Below are 19,282 nucleotides of genomic sequence, written 5' to 3'. Positions count from 1 at the left end.
GGCGACCATGTCCACCACGACACCCACCCCCGCGCGCTCCGGGGCCGAGAAGGCCCCGGGCGGCGGGTCCCCGCAGGGCGCGGGGCGGCGCAAGAAGCGCTCGATGGGGAAGCAGAACCTGGCCGGATGGCTGTTCTCCACCCCGTTCCTCGCGCTGTTCGCGGTCTTCATGCTCTTCCCGATCGTCGCGACGCTCGTCATGAGCTTCACCGACTTCGGGCAGCGCAACGTCCGCAAGCCGATGGACGCGAACTTCGTCGGCCTGGAGAACTACACCAAGCTGTTCAGCGACGACCAGTTCCTGCGCGCGATGTTCAACACCGCGTACTTCGTGGTCGTCGGGGTGCCGCTGACCATCGGGCTCGGGCTGCTCGTCGCGGTGCTGCTCAACAACGGCATCGACCGGGCCCGCACCTTCTTCCGGGTGGGCTTCTACGCGCCGGTGGTCACCACGATCGTCGCCGTGGCCATCGTGTGGCGGTTCGTGCTCGACCCCTCGGACGGGCTGATCGCCGGGCTCGGTGACGAACTCGGCTTCACCGCGCCGGACTTCCTCGGCTCGGAGACCTGGGCCATGCCGTCGCTGATCGTGATGGCGGTGTGGCGCAACCTCGGCACGGTCATGGTCCTCATGATCGCCGGACTCCAGGCCATCCCGGCCGAGGTCCGCGAGGCCGCCCGGCTCGACGGGGCGAGCGCCTGGCAGGAGCTGCGCCGGATCACGGTGCCGCTGCTGCGCCCGACGCTCCTGTACGCCACGGTCATCACGACGATCGGTTACCTCAACGTGTTCGAGGAGCCGTTCGTGATGACCCAGGGCGGCCCCTCCGACTCCACGATGACCGTCTCCCTCGACATGTACTTCCAGGGCTTCCGGTTCTTCAACATGGGCTACGCGAGCGCCATGGCGTACGTCCTGTTCGTGGTGATCATGGGCATCACGGTGCTGCAGCTGCGACTGATGAAGGACAACACGAAATGAGCGCCGTCACCCCCACCCGCCGGCCCGAGGGCCGGGTCCGCAAGCCGCTGCTCTACGTCGTCGCCTCGCTCGGCCTCCTGGTGATGGCCGCGCCCTTCCTGTGGATGGCGCTGAGCGCCTTCAAGACCAAGAAGGACCTGACCGCGAGCCCGCCGGTCTGGATCCCCTCCGAGTGGACGCTGAAGAACTTCAGCGATCTGCTCGACCAGCTGGACATGCCGCGGTACTTCCTGAACTCGGTGATCGTCGCCGTGCTCGTGACCGTGTGCAACCTGCTGTTCTGCTCGATGCTCGGCTACGCGCTGGCCAAGCTGAACTTCAGCGGCCGCTCGAAGGTCTTCGGGATCGTGCTCGCCGCCCTGATGGTCCCGGCGAACCTGATGGTCCTGCCGCTGTTCGTGCTGATCAACCAGCTGAACCTGCTGGACACCTACGCGGGCCTGGTGCTGCCCTTCGCGGCGGGCGCGTTCGGCGTCTTCCTGATGCGGCAGTTCATGCAGTCGATCCCGGACGAGCTGCTCGAAGCGGCCCGGATGGACGGCGCCGGCGAGTGGTACATCTTCTGGCGGATCGTCCTTCCGCTGGTAAAGCCCGCCCTCGCGACGCTGACGATCTTCACGTTCCTCGGGTCGTGGAACAACTTCATCTGGCCGCTGATCGCGACCAACGACCCCGACAAGTACACGCTCCCGGTGGCGCTCGCGACCTTCGCCAACGACCCCAACCGCACGGTCGGCGGCGGCAACGGAATGCTGATGGCGGGCTCGCTGCTCGTCGTCCTGCCCGTGCTGATCGTCTTCGCGGTCCTCCAGCGCCACTTCACCCAGGGCATCGCCACCGCCGGCATGAAGTAAGCCGCCCCGGCCCCCCACACGCACGTAGAAAGACAGGCATCATCACCATGACGCTCACCCCTGCCCCGACGCGCACGCTCCCCTTCCCCGACGGGTTCCTGTGGGGCGCCTCGACCGCCGCCCACCAGATCGAGGGCAACAACGTCAACAGCGACTGGTGGCGCAAGGAGCACGACCCGGCGGCCGGGATCCACGAGCCGAGCCTGGACGCCTGCGACAGCTACCACCGCTGGGAGCAGGACATGGACCTGCTCGCCGAACTCGGCTTCACCGACTACCGGTTCAGCGTCGAGTGGGCCCGCATCGAGCCCGTCCGCGGCTACTTCTCGCGCGCCGAGATAGCCCACTACCGCCGCATGGTGGAGGGCGCGATCGCCCGCGGCCTGCGGCCGAACGTCACGCTGCACCACTTCACGATCCCGCAGTGGTTCGAGGACCTGGGCGGCTTCACCGCCGAGGGCGCCGCCGAGCTGTTCGCGCGGTACGTCGAGGAGTGCGCGCCGATCATCGCCGACGGTGTCGAGCACGTCTGCACGATCAACGAGCCGAACATGATCGCCGTGATGGCCGGTCTCGCCAAGCGCGGCGACCAGGGCTTCCCGCCCGCCGGGCTGCCCTTCCCCGACGAGGAGACGACGCACGCCGTGATCGCCGCGCACCACGCCGCGGTGAAGGCGGTGCGCTCGATCAAGCCGGAGATCAAGGTCGGCTGGACCATCGCCAACCAGGTCTACCAGGCCGAGCCGGGCGCCGAGGAGGTCACCGCCGCCTACCGCCACCCCCGCGAGGACATCTTCATCGAGGCCGCGCGCGGCGACGACTGGATCGGCGTGCAGTCCTACACCCGTACGAAGATCGGCGCGGACGGCCCGATCCCGGCCCCGGCCGACGCCGAGCGCACCCTGACCTCGTGGGAGTACTACCCGGAGGCCGTCGGCCACGCGATCCGGCACACCGCCGAACTGATCGGCCCGGACACCCCGGTCGTCGTCACCGAGAACGGCATCGCCACCGGTGACGAGCAGCGCCGCATCGACTACTACGCGGGCGCGCTCGACGCGGTCGCGGCCTGCATCGAGGATGGCATCGACGTCCGCGGCTACCTCGCCTGGAGCGCGCTCGACAACTACGAGTGGGGCACCTACAAGGCGACGTTCGGCCTCATCGGCTGGGACGGCGAGACCTTCGCCCGTACGCCCAAGCCGGCCGCGCACTGGCTCGGCGGCCTGGGCCGCGAGCGCGCGCTGCCGCGCCTGTGACCGGTGGGCGGCGGCTCGAACCCCTGCGTCGCCGCCGCCCACCCCTGATCCGTCGCGGGCGGCCCATCCCCCGGGCCGCCCGCGACACTCGGGACCGCGGACCCTGACCCCCGCTGTCCCGGTCCCGGGGCCCGCGAACCCTGACCTCGCGGGTCCACCACGGGCGGGGGCCGGCGCCCACCTGATCTGCGCCGGCCCTCGCTCCACCACCTTCACGAGCACCACGAACTTCCCTTCCACAGCTGCCCGTTCGGATCTCCCGGGAGAAGGACCTTCATGGATCGCCGTACGTTCCTCATGGCCGCCGGTGCCGGTGGCGCCGGGCTCACGCTGGGCGCCGCCCCGGCCGCGAGCGCCTCCGCCGCCGTCGATCCGGTGCGCCTGCGCACCTGGTTCCGTTCGACGTACCGCTCGATCGAGGCGATGACGACCGGCTTCGGGCTCACCGCCGACAAGATCGACGTCAGCGGTTCCGGGCGGCCGGAGCCGTCCGTGCAGACCTCGCCGACCAACATCGGCTGCGGTCTGTGGGCGACGGCCGCCGCGGGCGGGCTCGGGGTGATCACCCGGGGCGAGATGGAGCGCCGGCTCACCCGGACGGTCACGGCCGTCGAGCGCCTGGAACGGGCGCACGGGTTCTGGTTCAACTGGTACGACGCGCACGACGGCAGCGTGCTGACGACGTGGCCCGCGACGGGCGAGACGGTCCGCCCGTTCCTGTCCTCGGTGGACAACGCCTGGCTGGTGACCGGCCTGCGGATCGCGGCCGACGCCGCCCCGGGCCTGCGCCCGCGCGTCGCGAAGCTCCTTGCCGGCGCCGACTGGTCGTACTACTACACGCCGTACGACCCGGCCGACCCGGTGGCGGGCCCCGGCCAGCTGCGCGGCGGCTTCTGGCCCGACAAGCCGGGCAGGGGCGAGCCGACCGGCCACCACTACGGGGCTCTCAACACCGAGCCGCGGATGGCCAGTTACCTGGGGATCGCCGACGGCAGCCTGCCCGCCGACCACTACTGGCACCTCTTCCGGACCCTGCTGCCGGGCAGCGGCCAGGAGCAGGAGCCGGAGGGTTCGTACGTGGCCATGGACGGCGTCCGCGTCTGGCAGGGCCACTACACCTACCGGGGCCGCGCGTTCGTGCCGACCTGGGGCGGCTCGATGTTCGAGGCGCTGATGGTCCCGCTGTTCGTGCCGGAGCCGGAGTGGTCCCCGGGCTCCTGGGGCGTCACGCACGGCCGCTATGTGCGCGGCCAGATCGAGCACGGCCTCCAGGAGGCGGGATACGGCTACTGGGGATTCTCCCCGGCGAACATCCCCGAGGGCGGCTACCGCGAGTACGGCGTGGACGCGCTCGGCATGCAGGAGGACGGCTACCACTCGCTCGGGGTCGTCACCCCGCACGCCTCCTTCCTGGCGCTGCCGTACGCCCGCCGGGAGGCGGTGGCGAACCTGAACGCGCTGGCCGCGGACTTCGGCGCGTACGACGAGACGTACGGCTTCCGCGACTCGGTGGACGTCACGACCGGCCGGGTCAGCGACTTCGTGCTCGCCCTGGACCAGGGCATGATCGCCGCCGCGCTCGCCCAGCAGCTGCGGCCCGGCCTGCTGCAGCGCCCGTTCCGCACCGGCGGTTTCGCGGCGCGGGTGCGGCCGCTGCTGGCCAGGGAGCGGTTCTCGGTCTGACGCTCCGGCCCCACAGACGGGTGCCGCGACCGTGAGGGTGCTGTGGGGGCGCCCCGGTCGCGGCACCTTCTTCACGGACATACGCTCCCAAACGTGACGTCCGCCGCTTCCCCGCGCCCGATAGCCGGGCGGACGGCCGCCGCCGTGCTGCTCGCCCTGGCCTGGCTGCTGCTGCCCGCGTCCCCCGGCCACGCCGACGATCCCGTCACGCTCTCCCGCACCGGCCAGCTCACCGACAGGGTGAACGCCCTCGGGGACCGCGAGGGCGCCGCCGCCACCGCGCTCACCGGCCTCGACGACGCGCGCGGCATCCAGCTCTTCGTCGTCTACGTACGCGACTTCTCCGGCCGCTCCGCACAGAACTGGGCCGACGCCACGGCCGACCGCAACGGCCTGGGCCTCGACGACGTCCTGCTCGCCGTCGCCACCCACGACCGGCAGTACGCGTTCTCCGTCGACCAGGACTCCCGGCTCACCGACGCCCAGATCCGGGACATCGCGCGGACCGCCGTGGAACCGGCGCTGCGCGAGAACGACTGGGCGGGCGCCGCCGTCGCCGCCGCCGACGGGATCGGCGCGGTCGTCGCGGGCCGGCCCGTGCCCACCCCGACGATCACGCCCGGCGCCGCCGACCCGGGCGCGGGCGACTCCGGCGGCAGCGGCGCCGGTGACCTGGTGCTGCCGGTGGTCGCCGTCGGCGGGGCCGGTGCCGTGGCCGTGTACGCGCTCACCCGCCGCAAGCGGCGCGGGGGCACCGGCCGCCCGCCCGGCGGCGGCGCGCAGGGCTGGGGGAAGCCGCCGGAGACGCCGCTGCCCGAGCTGGACAAGCGGGCCAGGCTGCTGCTGGTGGAGACCGATGACGCGGTGCGCACCAGCACCGAGGAGCTGGGCTTCGCGACCGCCCAGTTCGGCGAGGACGCGGTCGAGGAGTTCCAGGCGGCGCTCACGTCCGCGCGGACCGGGCTGACCGCCGCCTTCAAGCTGCGCCAGCAGCTCGACGACGCCTTCCCCGAGGACGACGCGACGAAGCGGCGGATGCTGGAGGAGATCATCAGCCGGTGCACCGGGGCGCAGCGCGGGCTCGACGCGCAGTCCGCCGACTTCGACCGGCTGCGCGCCCTGGAGCAGAACGCGCCCGAGGCCCTCGCCCACGCCGAGCGGGCCTTCCGCGAGCTGGCGGCCCGCACCACCGGCGCGCAGGAGACCCTGACGGCGCTCGGCGGCCGGTACGCGGCGTCCGCCCTCCAGACCGTCGAGGGCCATGTCGAGCAGGCCAAGGACCGGCTGGTGTTCGCCACCACCCAGCTCAACCAGGCCCGCAGCTGCGTCGACACGGGCGAGGCGGGCAAGGGCGCCGTCCATCTGCGGGCCGCCGAGGGCGCCGTCGACCAGGCGGGCACGTTCGTCACCGCGATCGACCGGCTGGCCGGTGAGCTGGCCGAGGCCGACGAGAAGCTGCCCGCCGCGCTCACCGAGTCCGACACCGACCTCGCGGACGCGCGCGGCCTCCTGGAGGGCACCGGGCAGGGCGTCTCCACCGCCGATCTGCGCGGCCGCATAGCGCGGGTCGAGTCCGTCGTGGGCCAGGTGCGCGCGGAGCTCGCGGCGGGACCGTACGACCCGATCGACGCGCTGCGCCGGGTCGAGGAGGCCGACACGGCGCTGGACGAGGCGCTGGTGGCGGCGCGCGAGCGGGAGGCGGGCACCGCGCGGGCCCGCTCGCTGCTCGGCCAGGCCCTGCTCGCCGCGCGCAGCAGTTCGGGGGCGGCCGCGGACTTCATCACCACGCACCGCGGCGCCGTCGGCAGCGAGGCCCGCACCCGGCTCGCGGAGGCCGAGCGGCGGCTGGCCAACGCGCAGGCCGGTCAGGACGGCGACCCGGCCGCCGCGCTCACCGAGGCGCAGCAGGCGGACGCGCTGGCCCGGCAGGCGCAGGCACTCGCCGAGCGGGACGTGCGCTCGTACGGCAATCCGTACGGGGGCGGGGGCTCCGGCGGGCGCGGCGGCAGCGGCATGGGCGGCGCGGTGCTCGGCGGGATCATCCTCGGCGGGCTGCTGAACGGCGGGCGCGGCGGAGGCGGCCTGGGCGGCGGTCCCGGCGGGGGCGGCTTCGGCGGCGGGGGCGGGCCCGGCAGTTTCGGCGGCGGGGGGACGCGCGGCCGCCGGGGCGGCGGCGGGCGCTTCTGACCACCTGTTCCGAGTACCTGTCGCACTGAACGTGAGGACTTGACCATGACGAAGCAGACCATCCTCGGCCGGGTCGCGCAGCTCGCGAAGGCGAACATCAACGCGCTGCTCGACAGCGCGGAGGATCCGCAGAAGATGATCGACCAGCTGATCCGCGACTACACGAACAACATCGCGGAGGCCGAGGAGGCGGTGGCCACCACCATCGGCAATCTGCGGATGCTGGAGCAGGACCACGCGGAGGACGTGGACGCGGCCGCCGAGTGGGGCGGCAAGGCGCTCGCGGCCAGCAGGAAGGCGGACGAGCTGCGGGCGGCGGGGACCGCGGCGGAGGCCGACCGGTTCGACAACCTCGCCAAGGTCGCCCTCGGCCGGCAGTTGCAGTCCGAGAAGGAGGCGAAGGACGCCGAGCCGACGATCGCCGCGCAGACCGAGGTGGTCGGCAAGCTCAAGGCCGGGCTCGACCAGATGAAGACGAAGCTGACGGAACTCCAGTCCAAGCGGGACCAGTTGGTGGCCCGCTCCAAGACCGCGCAGGCGCAGAACCAGATGCTGGACGCGGCGAAGAACATCGACGTCCTCGACCCCAACAGCGAGCTGGGCCGCTTCGAGGACAAGGTGCGGCGCGAGGAGGCGAAGGCGCTCGGCAAGCAGGAGCTGGCCGAGTCCTCCCTCGACGCGCAGTTCGAGCAGCTCGACTCGCTCGGCGACGCGGCCGAGATCGAGGCCCGGCTCGCGGCGCTGAAGAGCGGCTCCTAGATTCTTCCGGCCCTCAGAAGAGGCTGAGCAGGGCCTCCGTCGGGTCCACCAGGCCCGCGTCGCCGTCCGGCAGCGGGAGTTCGAACCAGACCGTCTTGCCGCGCGGGGTGCGCCGCGAGCCCCAGGCCGCGCTGAGCAGGCCGACGAGCTGGAGGCCGCGGCCGCCCTCGTCGGTGTCCCGGGCGCGGCGCCGGCGCGGCTGTACGAGCCCGGCGTCCCACACCTCGCACACCAGCGAGCGGTCGAGCAGCAGCCGGAGCCTGATCTCGCCCTCGCCGTACCGCAGGGCGTTGGTGACCAGCTCGCTGACCAGCAGCTCCGTGGTGTCGACGAGGGGTTCGAGATCCCAGGCGAGCAGTTGGGTGCGTGTCAGCTCGCGGGCCCGGCCGACCGACTTCGGCTCGCGCGGCAGCGTCCAGTCGCCGACGTTGTCGGCCGGCAGGCCCTGGACGCGGGCCATCAGCAGGGCGATGTCGTCCTCGCCGTGGTGGGTGTCGAGGGTGGTGAGGACGTGGTCGCAGACGTCCTCCAGGGCCGGTGAGGGGTCGTCGAGGGCGGCCCGGAACGCGGACAGTCCCTCGTCGAGCGGGTGGTCACGGGATTCGACCAGGCCGTCCGTGTACAGCGCGAGCAGACTGCCCTCCGGGAGTTCGACCTCCACCTCCTCGAAGGGCTCGCCGCCGACACCGAGCGGCATGCCCGGGGGTACGTCGAGCATCAGCGCGCCCTCGCCGGGTTCGACCAGGACCGGTGGGAGGTGGCCGGCGTTGGCGAAGGTGCAGCGGCGGGTGACGGCGTCGTAGACCGCGTAGACGCAGGTGGCCAGGTAGACCTCGGAGAGGTCCTCGCCGCCCTGGTTCGCGGTGCGGGCGGCGCGGGTGGCCTGCTGGACGCCGCCGGGGGTGCCGAGGCCGCGGGCGATCTCGTCGAGGGCGCTGAGCACCTCGGCCGGTTCGAGGTCGAGCAGGGCCAGGGTGCGCACGGCGGTGCGCAGTTCGCCCATGGCGACGGCGGCGCGCAGGCCCCGGCCCATCACGTCGCCGACGACCAGCGCCGTGCGGTGGCCGGGGAGTTCGATGACGTCGAACCAGTCGCCGCCGACCTCGGTCGCCGCGTTGCCCGGAAGGTAGCGGCAGGCGATGTCGAGGCCGGACGCCTCGGGATTGTCCGGCGGGAGCAGGGAGCGCTGCAGTATCAGGGCGCGCTCGTGCTCGCGGCGGTACAGCCGGGCGTTGTCGATACAGACCGCGGCGCGCGCGGCCAGTTCCATGGCGAGCGCCCGGTCCCGCTCGTTGAACGGCTCGCTGCCCTTGGCGCGGGAGAACTGCACGAGGCCGACGACGGTGTCGTGCGCGACCATCGGCACGGCGAGCGTCGACTGGACGAGGCCGCCGGGCTGCGCGGGCAGGGTCTGCGGGCGGGCGGTGCGCAGGGCGTCCGCGCACGCGGAGTTGAACGCGAAGCGGTGCACGGCGCCGACGCTGACCGGCGCCTCGCCGCCCAGGTCGAGGAAGGGCACGTCGGCCACGGCGCTCGCGACGGCGACCCGGCGCAGCTCGGCGCTGCCGTCGGCGAGCCGGTGGTTGGCCAGCGCCGTCTCGTCGCCGGAGAGCAGTCCCTGGTACAGGTCGACGGAGGCCAGGTCGCAGAAGCCGGGCACGACCACGTCGAGGAGTTCGCGGGAGGTCGTCTCCAGGTCGAGGGAGTTGCCGATGCGGGCGCCCGCCTCGTTCAGAAGGGCCAGATTCCGTCGGGCGTGGGCGGCCTCGCGGGCGGCGGCGTGCCGCCGGGTGACGTCGGTGGCGAGCCCGGCGACGCCGATGGGCCGGCCCGAACCGGTGTGCACGCGGTAGAGGTTGATGGACCAGTGCCGTCGCTCGGAGGAGTCCGGGGCGGGGCCGACGAGCTGCATGTCGGTGACGGCGTCGCCGGTCTCCAGGACCCGGCGCAGCGCGCCCTGCACCCGGTCGGCCTCGTGGCGCGGCAGATAGTCGTGGACGGTGCGGCCGCGGTGGTCGTCGACGTGGCCGCCGAAGACCGAGGTGAACGTGCGGTTGGCCCGCTGGACCTTGAGGTCGGTGTCGAACAGCAGGAAGCCGAAGGGAGATTGACCGAAAATCGACTGCGAGGCGGCGAGGTCCGTCTCGATGCTCCGCAGGGTCTGGACGTCCACGACGATGCAGACCGCTCCGCGCTCACCCGACTCGGTGGTCGACGGCATCACATAGACCTCGGCCGTGCCGTGCTGCTCCCCGGCCCCGCCCGGCCCCTCGCCGTGCGTGCGGAACGGCACGACGCCGGTCCACTCCCGTCCGTCCAGGATCTCCGCCATCTTGCGGCGGCCGCGGTCGCGCAGCTCGGGCGGGACGAAGGCCTCGACGGGATCCTTGCCCACGGCGTCCCCGGCCGTGACGCCGAAGATCTGCGCGGCCCGCAGGCTCCACTGGTCGATCAGTCCGTCGGGGCCGATCGAGAACGAGGCGACCTTGATGTAGTCGTAGATCGATCCGGGCGGGCTCGTCTGCCAGATGTCGGCGACCGGCCCGGTCTCCGCCCGCGTCCGCTCCAGCGACGTCCGGCCCGCATCCGGCGTCGACGCCGCGTCCGGAGCGCCCTCGGACGCCCCGGCCTTCGCTGGTATCTCGCTCACGCGAACCGTCCCCTCCAGCTCACCGCGTCCGGCACCGGTCACCGGGGCGGCTGCCCGCAGTATCCAGCACTACGGTGCCGCACGACACGGTGTTCACGATCACACCACGGTCCCGACCCTTTTTGGCCCGTCGGGACCGACTGTTTCCGTACCCAGAGTGCAGGTGCGTCCACACACCGCGTTCTCCAGTCGAGTTCCACATTCCCGTCTCTTAACCAGGTGCGACCTACTTAACCGGGACGGGTGCGCTCGCGCGGTCTCAGCCGGGCAGAGCCAGCTCGAACCACACCGTCTTGCCGCCGGTGGCCGCGCCGCCCGGTCGGGTGCCCCAGCGCCGGGAGGCGCCGGCCACCAGTTGCAGGCCGCGGCCGCCCTCGTCGTCGGGGGTGGCCGTGCGGGCGCGGGGCGGGTCGGGCAGCGGGTCGGAGACCTCGACGAGGAGTGCCCCGTCGGGGCCCTCGGGGCGGACCAGGCGGACTCCGATGGGGCCCGACGCGTGGCGCAGGGAGTTGGTGACCAGCTCGCTGACCAGCAGGACCGTGATGTCGCTCAGCTCGTCCAGGTTCCAGGTGGCCAGTTGCGCGCGGACCGCTGCGCGGGCTTTCCGTACGGCCATGGGGTCGGCGGGGAAGGCCCACTCGGCGACGTCGCCCTGGGTGTGGAGCACACCGATCACTTCCCTGACCCACGAGGAGTTCTGCCCTATTTCTTCGGGTTAATCGGGATATACCCGGACAGGGTGGGGTGTTATCGCGGGCGGTGGGTTCGGGTGGTACGTACGGCGTAGGCCTCCGCCCGGGCGCGGGTGCCTCGATGCCCGGCCGCACCCATCGGGTTGTCGTTCGCCCGCGGCCCCGGCGGTGGCTGGTCGCGCAGTTCCCCGCGCCCCTGAAGGCATGCGCTGCGCGCAGCCTTCCCCGATGAGATGCCGCACGAAGTGCGCATCTCAGGGGCGCGGGGAACTGCGCGAGAAGCGGCCACCGGGCCGCGGATCTAGTCCTCCGAAAGGGATTTCACCGCCGGAACATCCTGGTCCAGCCAGTTCACGGACCAGATGTCGGCCGGAGCGAGCCAGCGAAGCTCATCGTGGTCCTGGAGCGGCGCGGGGACTCCCGAGTCGAGGGAGCAGCGCCAGACACGGAGAACATAGCCGGGCTTCAGAGGCCACTCCCCCGGAACCCGGGCGACGGGACTCGCCTCGACGCCCAGCTCCTCCCGGAGCTCGCGGACCAGCGCCCGCTCCTGCGTCTCCCCCGGCTCGACCTTCCCCCCGGGCAACTCCCAGCGCCCGGCCAGCGAAGGAGGCGCACTGCGACGCGCCGCCAGCAGCCGGCCGTCGGTGTCGTACAGGGCGGCGGCGACCACCACCACGACGGCCGGTTCGATCTGATCAGTCATGCGGCGGAGCCTACGGCTCCGTCACCGCACCGTGCCGTTCCGCACCGAGGTGGTGTTCTCCGCCAGGCGCTCGACCCAGTAGAGCTGTTGGTGGCCGTGGGCGTCGAGGCTGTCGGCGATGCGCTGGGCCTCCGCCCTGGTCGCGTAGCGGCCCACGCGATAACGGCTGCCGTTGTCGTCCTGGCGTATGACGAGCCACGGAAGTGTCGTCGTGCCGTCGTTCATCGTGCGCCGCCCCTCCCTGATCGGCCCGACCCCGGCTCGCATCGTGCTCCGCCCCCCAAGCGTCCTGAGGAAACCACAATCCGCATATGCCCGAGCCTACGCCTGACCTTCACAGAGCGGATACGTGTTGGCACAAAGAGATACGCAACAAGCCATCCCCGACAGGCGCCAAGGGGGCGCATTTGCATAAATGCGCCCCCCGTTTCCCAGCAGTACCGCTCAGTCCCTGCGCACCGTGGGCATCGGCATCAGAACGGGCTCCCCCGTCGGCTTCTTCGTGCACACGTCACCGCACTCCGCGTCCAGCGAGCAGCACAGCGAACAGATCGGCCCGGACTGCACCGGGCAGTCGGCGATGTCGGGGAGTTCGTACGCCGTCTCGCAGACGCCACAGGTGTGGGTGGCGGTGATGTCGGTGCCCTCGGCGAGCACGACGTCCGGGCCGTTCACCGGGTTCGGGCGGGCTAGGTAGTACTTGCCCTTCGTGGCCCAGGCGATCGTCGGGCACAGGATCAGCGCGAGGCCGGCCGCGATGAAGGTGGAGAAGGCCTCCGCGTACTCCCCGAAGAGGCCGAAGAAGGCCAGGATGGAGACGGTCGAGGCGATCACCATCGAGCCGAAGCCGGCCGGGTTCACCGCGTAGAGGTAGGCCCGCTTGAACTCGATGTACTTGGGGCTCCAGCCCACCCGCTTGTTGATGACGAGGTCGGCGGCGACGGCCGCGATCCAGGCGATGCCCACGTTCGAGTAGAAGCCGAGCAGCTTGTTCAGCGCGGCGAACATGTTCATCTCCATCAGCGTCAGCGCGATGGCGAGGTTGAGGAAGATGTACCAGACGCGGCCGGGGTGCCGGTGGGTGACGCGGGAGAAGAAGTTCGACCAGGACAGGGAGCCGCTGTAGGCGTTCGTGACGTTGATCTTGATCTGGGAGACGATCACGAACAGCGCGGCGGCGGGCAGCGCGACCGAGCCGAGCCACGGCTTCAGCGCCTCGATCTGCGGGGCGATCGGTTCGAGCGCGTGGGTCTTGCCGACGGCTTCGAGGGCCACGAAGGCGAGCAGCGCGCCGCCGATCTGCTTGGCGGCGCCGATGATCACCCAGCCGGGTCCCGCGGCGAGCACGGCGAGGTTCCAACGCCTGCGGTTCTGTTCGGTCCTGGCCGGCATGAAGCGCAGGTAGTCGGCCTGTTCGCCGATCTGGGCGATGAGGGAGAGCGCGACGCCCGTACCCAGACCGAAGCCGAGCCAGGAGAAGCCGCTGCCCGCGCCCTCGGTGCCGCCGAAGTGGGTGAAGTCGCCGAACGAGCCCGGGGAGTGGAACGCCAGGATCACGAACGGCAGCACCAGCCCGATCAGCCAGATCGGCTGCGTCCACGCCTGGACCTTCGCGAGCGCGCCCATGCCGCGGAACACGATCGGGATGACGATGAGCGTGGTCAGCAGATAGCCGACGGGCAGCGGAAGGCCGACCACCTCGTGCATGGCCTGCGCCATGATCGAGCCTTCGAGCGCGAAGAAGATGAAGGTGAACGAGGCGTAGATCAGGGACGTGAGCGTCGAGCCGAAGTAGCCGAACCCGGCGCCGCGCGTGATCAGGTCCATGTCCAGGCCGTACTTGGCGCAGGCCCGGGCGATCGGGATGCCGGTCAGGAAGATGATCGTCGCCGCGCACAGGATGGACGCGAAACCGCTGGTGAATCCGTAGGTGAAGACGATGGACGCGCCGATCGCGAAGTCGGCGAGGTAGGCGATGCCGCCGAGCGCGGTGGAGGCGACCATGGTCGGCGACCAGCGCCGGTAGGAGTGCGGGGCATAGCGCAGCGAGAAGTCCTCGCGGGACTCGTCGGCCGCCAGCTTGGCGTAACTGCGCTGAGGTGCCTGCCGGTTCGGCGGCTGGGGCGGTGCCGGGTCGGCGGTGGGCAGTGCGGTCTCGGTCATGGTCGGCTTCCCGTTCGTCCGTCAGTCAGCGGGGCCTGGCCGTAGCGGTCGGTAGCGGTATACCGGTACGGCGGGTACGCAGAAGGACGGTAGGAGCCGTGCATGACAAGTCTGGGCAGCGCGGGATTGCCTGCCGGTTACGGGACTTGGGGCCCGGTTAACTCCGGATATCGCGGCCCGGACGGCGCGTCCGGCCAGCGGACGGGGGCGACGGAGCCGACGAGGGCCGGTGCGGGGTCATTTGACCGGCAGGTGGTAGGCGATCCGGTAGCGGTCGGCGGGGACCACGATGTCGGCCGTCTCCACCGGCCGGCCCGAGGCGAAGAAGGTGCGGTGGATGACGATGACGACGTGTCCGGGCACGCCGCCGAGCGCGCTCAGCTCCTCGGCGAGGCCGGGGCGGGCGGCTACTTCCTCCGTCACGTTGTCCACGATCACGTCGATCGCCGCCATGCGCTCGACCACGCCGCAGCCGCCGAGCGGGCCCTCCTCGGGCAGCATCACCGGGGTGCGGCCGGTGACCGCGAGGGGCTCCCAGGAGGTGGCGAGCATCATCGTCTCGCCCGCGTCCCGGTACACGTACGCCGTGCGCATCACCCGGTCGCCGGGGCGGATCGCGAGCCGCTCGGCGAGGGGCGCGTCCGCCTCGGTCTGCTCGCTGCGCGACTCCCAGGTGCCGCGCGCCGACGGGTCGGACTGCTCCTGCCGGAAGGGGGTGGAGCCGCCGCCCGTGCGGTATCCCGAGCGGGCGACGCGGCGCGGCACCGGCCGCTCGCGCACATAGGTCCCCGAGCCCGAGCGGCCCTCGACCAGGCCCTCCGCCATCAGCACCTTGCGGGCTTCGAGGGCGACCGTGTCCGAAACCCCGTACTCCTCGCGGATCTTGGCCTGGGAAGGGAGGCGGGTGTGCGGCGGAAGCGAGCCGTTGACGATCTTCTCGCGGAGATCACCCGCGACGCGCAGGTACGCCGGCTGCTCACCGAATGACACTGATTGTTCCCCTCGTTCCCCGCAACATTGACAGACAGCGACAGCCTCGCAACCGTCGGTTGAGGCGTGCAAGCAAAGGCCAAGGAATCACTCGAAGTGATGACTTACGGCTGCCCGGGGCTTTACGCAGGGACTTTCTCCAGGTAGTGAGCCATTCACACATCGGCGCCCGAATCGGCCGTGCGTACGGTTCAGGACGCGTCGGGCTGCCTACGCTCTTCTCATGACCGCCCTGCCCGACTGTTACTGCCCGCTGGACGGCACGCGCGTCCCGTCCGGGTCCCTCGCCTGGTGCTGCCCCTCCTGCGGCGGGCCGCTCGACCTCGACCACTCACCGACACCGGCCTCCCTCGGCTCCCTGAGCGGGCGCGCCAATTCCCTGTGGCGCTACGCGGAGTGCCTGCCGCTGCCCGTGCCGGACTGCACCCTCGGGGAGGGGCGCACGCCGCTCGTGCCGCTCACCGAAGGGGTCTCGGCGAAGCTGGACTTCCTGATGCCGACGCTGTCGTTCAAGGACCGCGGCGCCGTGATGCTGGCCGCTCTGGCGGCGCGGCTGCGGCCCGAGCGGGTGATCGCGGACAGCAGCGGCAACGCGGGCACGGCGATCGCCGCGTACTGCGCCCGTGCCAGGCTGCCCTGCACGGTCTACGTCCCCCGGGGGACCTCGCCGAAGAAGCTGGAGCAGATCGGCGCGCACGGGGCGCGGCTGCTCGTGGTCGAGGGGGACAGGGAGGCGACGGCGCGGGCGGCTCGGGCCGCCGCGGACGAGGACGGAGTGTTCTACGCCAGTCACGTCCACAACCCGTACTTCCTGCACGGCACGAAGACGTACGTCCATGAGCTCTGGGAGGACCTGGGCGGGCGGCTGCCCGACGTGCTGGTGGTGCCCGTCGGCAACGGCACGCTGCTGCTCGGGGCCGCGCTCGCCGTCGCCGAGCTGCACACCGCCGGGCTCATCGACCGGCGGCCGGCGCTGCACGCGGTGCAGGCCGCCGCGGTGGCGCCGCTGGCCGAGGCGTGGCGGGCCGGGGCCGAGGATCTGGTGGGGGTCACCCCGATGGCGCCCACCTTCGCCGAGGGCATCGCGATCACACGGCCACCGCGGGCGCGGCAGATTCTGCGGGCGGTACGGGCATCAGGGGGCGCCTTCCACACGGTGACGGAGGATCAGCTCCGGCACGCCCAGCTGGATCTGGCCTCGCGGGGCCTGTACGTCGAGTCGACCGGAGTCGCCTGCTGGGCCGCGACCCGGGACGACGGCCCGCTGGGCGCCACCCTGAACTCCCGCACCGCGGTGGTCCCCCTCTGCGGAGCGGGCCTGAAAACGGGCCTGGCCGGCTAGCGCGCGCCCCGTAAGGGGCGCGGGGAACTGCGCGAGAAGCCCCACCGGGCCGCAGCCGAACGAACACCTCAGGGGCGCGGGGAACCGCGCGAGAAGCCCCACCGGGCCGCAGCCGAACGAACACCTCAGGGGCGCGGGGAACCGCGCGAGAAGCCCCACCGGGCCGCAGCCGAACGAACACCTCAGGGGCGCGGGGAACTGCGCGACCGGCCACGACGAAACCCGCGCCCGAGAGAGCACCGCCCCACCCGGACCGCCTAAACCCCGGCGCGCATGCCACACCCGACACCCCCCACACCGCACCCTCACCCTGTGACCACCGCACGCCGCAGACTCCTCGCCGCCGCCCTCCCCCTCACCCTCGCCCTGACCACGGCCGCCTTCCTGCCCCCCGACACCGCCCCCGGCACCGCACCCGGCACCCCCGCCTGCGCGGCCCCCGGCTGGACCCTGACCACCCACCGCGCCGACCCCGGCAACCCCTACACGGCGTACGCCGGAAACGGCTACCTCGGCGTCCGGGTCCCCTCCCCCGGCACCGGCTACGCCCACGGCCCCGCCACCGAGAAGACCGGCTGGCCGCTCTACACCCCGCGCTACGACGGCGCCTTCGTCTCCGGCCTCTACGCGCGCGGCCCGAAGAACACCGCCCACCGCCAGGCCCTCGCCGCGCTCCCGAACTGGACGGCCCTGGAGGTGAGCGCGCGCGGGGAGACGTACGGGCCGGGCAGCCGCACCACGGGCTACCGGCAGCGCGTCGACCTGCGCTGCGGCACGGTCGTCACCTCGCTCACCTGGATCCACCGGGACGGCCGCCGCACCGACCTGTCGTACGAGGTGCTGGCCGACCGGGCCCGCGCCCATGTCGGCGCCGTCCGCCTGCGCGTCACCCCGCACTGGTCGGGCAGGGTCACCGTGACCGACCGGATCGACGGCCGCGGCGCCCGCCGGCTGACGGCGACCGGCAGCGGCCCGGCGGGCAAGCGCACGAGCGCCGTCGGTTTCCGCGCCGACGGCACCGGGACGACCGGCACGGTGGCCTCGACCCTGCGTTCCCCGGGCCGCACCCACGAGCCCCGCCGCTCGGACGGTCTGAGCGGCGGCACGTCGGCGGATTTCGACGCCGTTCCGGGGACGCGGTACGACGTCGTGAAGTACGTCGGCGTGGACACCTCGCTCACCTCGGGCGCCCCGCACGACAGCGCGGTGCGCGCCTCCCAGCGGGCGGCGGCCGCGGGCTGGGAGGCGCTGAAGGACGAACACACCCGCGCCTCGCGGGCGTTGTGGGCGTCCGACATCGAGGTGAAGGGCGACCGGGAGCTCCAGACGCAGGTGCGCGCGGCTCAGTACGGGCTGCTCTCCTCCGTGCGCGCGGGCGGCCGTGACAGCATCCCGCCGGCCGGTCTGAGCAGCGACAACTACGCGGGCATGGTGTTCTGGGACGCCGAGACGTGGATGTTCCCGTCGCTCCTGGCGACCCGCCCGGAGCTGGCCGAGCCGGTTCTCGCGTACCGCTTCCGCACGCGCGCGGCGGCTGCCGACAACGCCCTCAAGACGTCCGTCAAGGGGCTCATGTACCCCTGGACGAGCGCGAGTTCGGGATCGCTGTGGAAGGAGTGCCAGAGCTGGTACCCGCCGCACTGCGTCATCCAGAACCATCTCCAGGGCGACATCGCGCTCGCCGTCTGGCAGTACTACCAGGCGACCGGGGATCGCGACTGGCTGCGCGAGCGGGGCTGGCCGCTGCTCAAGGGGCTTGCCGATTACTGGAGTTCGCGCGTGACGGCGAACAAGGCCGACGGCTCGTACTCCATCAGGAACGTGGCGGGGCCGGACGAGTACAGCAACGGCGTCGACGACGGCGTCTACACCAACGCGGTCGCCGCGACCTCCCTGCGCGCCGCCGCGAAGGCGGCCCGGCTGGTCGGCGAGCGGCCCGGCGCCGACTGGACGAGGATCGCCGACCGGCTGCGGATCCCGTACGACGCGCGCCGCAAGGTCTTTCTCCAGTACGCCGGTTACGACCTCGCGCACGCGAGCGACATCAAGCAGGCCGACGCCGTGCTGCTGCTGTATCCGCTGGACTGGCGGCCGATGCCGAAGGGCGCGGCGGCCGCGACGCTCGACTACTACGCCGCACACACCGACCGCGGCGGCCCCGCGATGACCGACTCGGTGCACGCGGCAGCCGCGGCGGCGATCGGCGAGCCGGGCTGCGCGACGTACACGTTCCTGGAGCGGGCCTCGCGGCCGTTCTTCCGGGAGCCCTTCGGGACGTTCTCGGAGGCGCGCGGCGACAAGGCGGGCGGCGACGACGCGCTCGCCGGCGCGCCCGCGCAGGACTTCCTGACCGGCAAGGGCGGCTTCCTGCAAGTCTTCACGCACGGCCTGACCGGGCTGCGCCTGGAGGACGGGGACGCCGTGCGGCTCGATCCGATGCTGCCGCCGCAGCTGGCGAAGGGCGTCACGGTCAGGGGGCTGCGCTGGCGGGGCCGGACCTACGACATCGCGCTCGGCGCCCGCCGCACCACCGTGCGCCTCACGTCCGGCGCCCCCTTCGCCGTGGACACCCCGAACGGCCGCCGCACGGTGACGACGGACGGCCTCACCCTCCCCACCCGCCGCCCCGACCTCACCCCCACCACCGACCTGGCCCGCTGCCGCCCGGCGCGGGCGACGTCCGAGGACCCGGGCCAGTACGCGGGCGCCGCCGTCGACGGCAACCCGGCGACGACCTGGCTCCCCGCCCGGCCGGGCGCCGCCCTCACCGTCGACCTGGGCGGTCGGAAGACACTGCGCCGGATCACCGTGACCGGCACCCGCGCGTACCGGGCGGAGGTGTCGGCGGACGGGCGGCGCTGGGTGCCGTTCGAGGCGGGGGCGCGAGGGCGGTTCGTACGCCTGACACAGACGGGCCACTCCCCCTCACCGGTAGCGGAACTGACCATCACCTGAGCCCCCGCATTGGGCAGCCCGCCGCTTTCCCACCCCGCCCCCGCCTTGGGCAATCTGCCG

The 19,282-nt window shown here is 72.4% G+C and carries 14 protein-coding genes; 8 read left to right on the top strand and 6 right to left on the bottom strand.

Annotated elements, in window-relative coordinates:
* The first annotated feature begins 7 nt into the window (after positions 1–7).
* From ABII15_RS24945 to ABII15_RS24920, 6 genes are all read left to right on the top strand, one after another.
* Positions 8–982 (top strand): sugar ABC transporter permease, encoded by a 975-nt coding sequence (locus tag ABII15_RS24945; protein WP_353944524.1) that lies wholly within the window; start codon positions 8–10, stop codon positions 980–982.
* Positions 979–1,836 carry a carbohydrate ABC transporter permease gene (locus tag ABII15_RS24940; protein WP_353944523.1) on the top strand — a complete coding sequence of 286 codons (858 nt, stop codon included), beginning with the start codon at positions 979–981 and terminating at the stop codon, positions 1,834–1,836. Before ABII15_RS24945 ends, ABII15_RS24940 begins: the two co-directional genes overlap by 4 nt.
* A 47-nt stretch (positions 1,837–1,883) precedes the next feature.
* The gene (locus tag ABII15_RS24935; protein WP_353944522.1) at positions 1,884–3,095 is read left to right on the top strand and encodes a family 1 glycosylhydrolase; all 1,212 of its coding nucleotides are present in this window, start codon (positions 1,884–1,886) and stop codon (positions 3,093–3,095) included.
* Positions 3,096–3,371: 276 nt separating this feature from the next.
* Complete coding sequence (locus tag ABII15_RS24930; RefSeq protein ID WP_353944521.1) at positions 3,372–4,778, top strand: glucoamylase family protein; 1,407 nt, start codon at positions 3,372–3,374, stop codon at positions 4,776–4,778.
* Positions 4,779–4,871: 93 nt separating this feature from the next.
* Positions 4,872–6,965 carry a TPM domain-containing protein gene (locus ABII15_RS24925; RefSeq protein ID WP_353944520.1) on the top strand — a complete coding sequence of 698 codons (2,094 nt, stop codon included), beginning with the start codon at positions 4,872–4,874 and terminating at the stop codon, positions 6,963–6,965.
* A 45-nt stretch (positions 6,966–7,010) separates the two neighbouring features.
* Complete coding sequence (locus ABII15_RS24920; protein WP_353944519.1) at positions 7,011–7,724, top strand: PspA/IM30 family protein; 714 nt, start codon at positions 7,011–7,013, stop codon at positions 7,722–7,724.
* A 13-nt stretch (positions 7,725–7,737) separates the two neighbouring features.
* On the opposite strand, the gene ABII15_RS24915 is transcribed toward ABII15_RS24920, so the two are convergent.
* The 6 genes from ABII15_RS24915 to ABII15_RS24890 all read right to left on the bottom strand — a co-directional run bounded on the left by ABII15_RS24915 (position 7,738) and on the right by ABII15_RS24890 (position 14,925).
* Positions 7,738–10,416 (bottom strand): SpoIIE family protein phosphatase, encoded by a 2,679-nt coding sequence (locus ABII15_RS24915; protein ID WP_353944518.1) that lies wholly within the window; start codon positions 10,414–10,416, stop codon positions 7,738–7,740.
* A gap of 217 nt (positions 10,417–10,633) precedes the next feature.
* Positions 10,634–11,050, bottom strand: a complete 417-nt coding sequence (locus ABII15_RS24910) for an ATP-binding protein (protein WP_353944517.1) — start codon at positions 11,048–11,050, stop codon at positions 10,634–10,636.
* Between the two features lie 317 nt (positions 11,051–11,367).
* Complete coding sequence (locus ABII15_RS24905) at positions 11,368–11,772, bottom strand: (deoxy)nucleoside triphosphate pyrophosphohydrolase (RefSeq protein WP_353944516.1); 405 nt, start codon at positions 11,770–11,772, stop codon at positions 11,368–11,370.
* Positions 11,773–11,793: 21 nt separating this feature from the next.
* Positions 11,794–11,997 carry an SPOR domain-containing protein gene (locus ABII15_RS24900; RefSeq protein WP_353944515.1) on the bottom strand — a complete coding sequence of 68 codons (204 nt, stop codon included), beginning with the start codon at positions 11,995–11,997 and terminating at the stop codon, positions 11,794–11,796.
* A 219-nt stretch (positions 11,998–12,216) separates the two neighbouring features.
* The gene (locus tag ABII15_RS24895) at positions 12,217–13,935 is read right to left on the bottom strand and encodes a hypothetical protein (protein WP_353944514.1); all 1,719 of its coding nucleotides are present in this window, start codon (positions 13,933–13,935) and stop codon (positions 12,217–12,219) included.
* A gap of 237 nt (positions 13,936–14,172) precedes the next feature.
* Positions 14,173–14,925 carry a GntR family transcriptional regulator gene (locus ABII15_RS24890; protein WP_353944513.1) on the bottom strand — a complete coding sequence of 251 codons (753 nt, stop codon included), beginning with the start codon at positions 14,923–14,925 and terminating at the stop codon, positions 14,173–14,175.
* 223 nt (positions 14,926–15,148) lie between these two features.
* On the opposite strand from ABII15_RS24890, the gene ABII15_RS24885 reads away from it, so the two are divergent.
* Positions 15,149–16,267, top strand: a complete 1,119-nt coding sequence (locus ABII15_RS24885) for a pyridoxal-phosphate dependent enzyme (protein ID WP_353944512.1) — start codon at positions 15,149–15,151, stop codon at positions 16,265–16,267.
* A gap of 312 nt (positions 16,268–16,579) precedes the next feature.
* Positions 16,580–19,222 (top strand): discoidin domain-containing protein, encoded by a 2,643-nt coding sequence (locus tag ABII15_RS24880; RefSeq protein ID WP_353944511.1) that lies wholly within the window; start codon positions 16,580–16,582, stop codon positions 19,220–19,222.
* Positions 19,223–19,282: the final 60 nt, after the last annotated feature.

This window comes from Streptomyces sp. HUAS MG91 (genome assembly GCF_040529335.1).
Classification (GTDB): Bacteria; Actinomycetota; Actinomycetes; order Streptomycetales; family Streptomycetaceae; genus Streptomyces; species Streptomyces tabacisoli.
This window is presented reverse-complemented; position numbering and strand designations above follow the sequence as displayed.

Bases quoted from the DNA above. Each gene is read 5' to 3' on its own strand.
- ABII15_RS24920 (WP_353944519.1), top strand. From the start codon at position 7,011: ATGACGAAGCAGACCATCCTCGGCCGGGTCGCGCAGCTCGCGAAGGCG.
- ABII15_RS24930 (WP_353944521.1), top strand. From the start codon at position 3,372: ATGGATCGCCGTACGTTCCTCATGGCCGCCGGTGCCGGTGGCGCCGGG.
- ABII15_RS24940 (WP_353944523.1), top strand. From the start codon at position 979: ATGAGCGCCGTCACCCCCACCCGCCGGCCCGAGGGCCGGGTCCGCAAG.
- ABII15_RS24885 (WP_353944512.1), top strand. From the start codon at position 15,149: ATGACCGCCCTGCCCGACTGTTACTGCCCGCTGGACGGCACGCGCGTC.
- ABII15_RS24895 (WP_353944514.1), bottom strand. From the start codon at position 13,935: ATGACCGAGACCGCACTGCCCACCGCCGACCCGGCACCGCCCCAGCCG.
- ABII15_RS24935 (WP_353944522.1), top strand. From the start codon at position 1,884: ATGACGCTCACCCCTGCCCCGACGCGCACGCTCCCCTTCCCCGACGGG.
- ABII15_RS24905 (WP_353944516.1), bottom strand. From the start codon at position 11,772: ATGACTGATCAGATCGAACCGGCCGTCGTGGTGGTGGTCGCCGCCGCC.
- ABII15_RS24945 (WP_353944524.1), top strand. From the start codon at position 8: ATGTCCACCACGACACCCACCCCCGCGCGCTCCGGGGCCGAGAAGGCC.
- ABII15_RS24900 (WP_353944515.1), bottom strand. From the start codon at position 11,997: ATGAACGACGGCACGACGACACTTCCGTGGCTCGTCATACGCCAGGAC.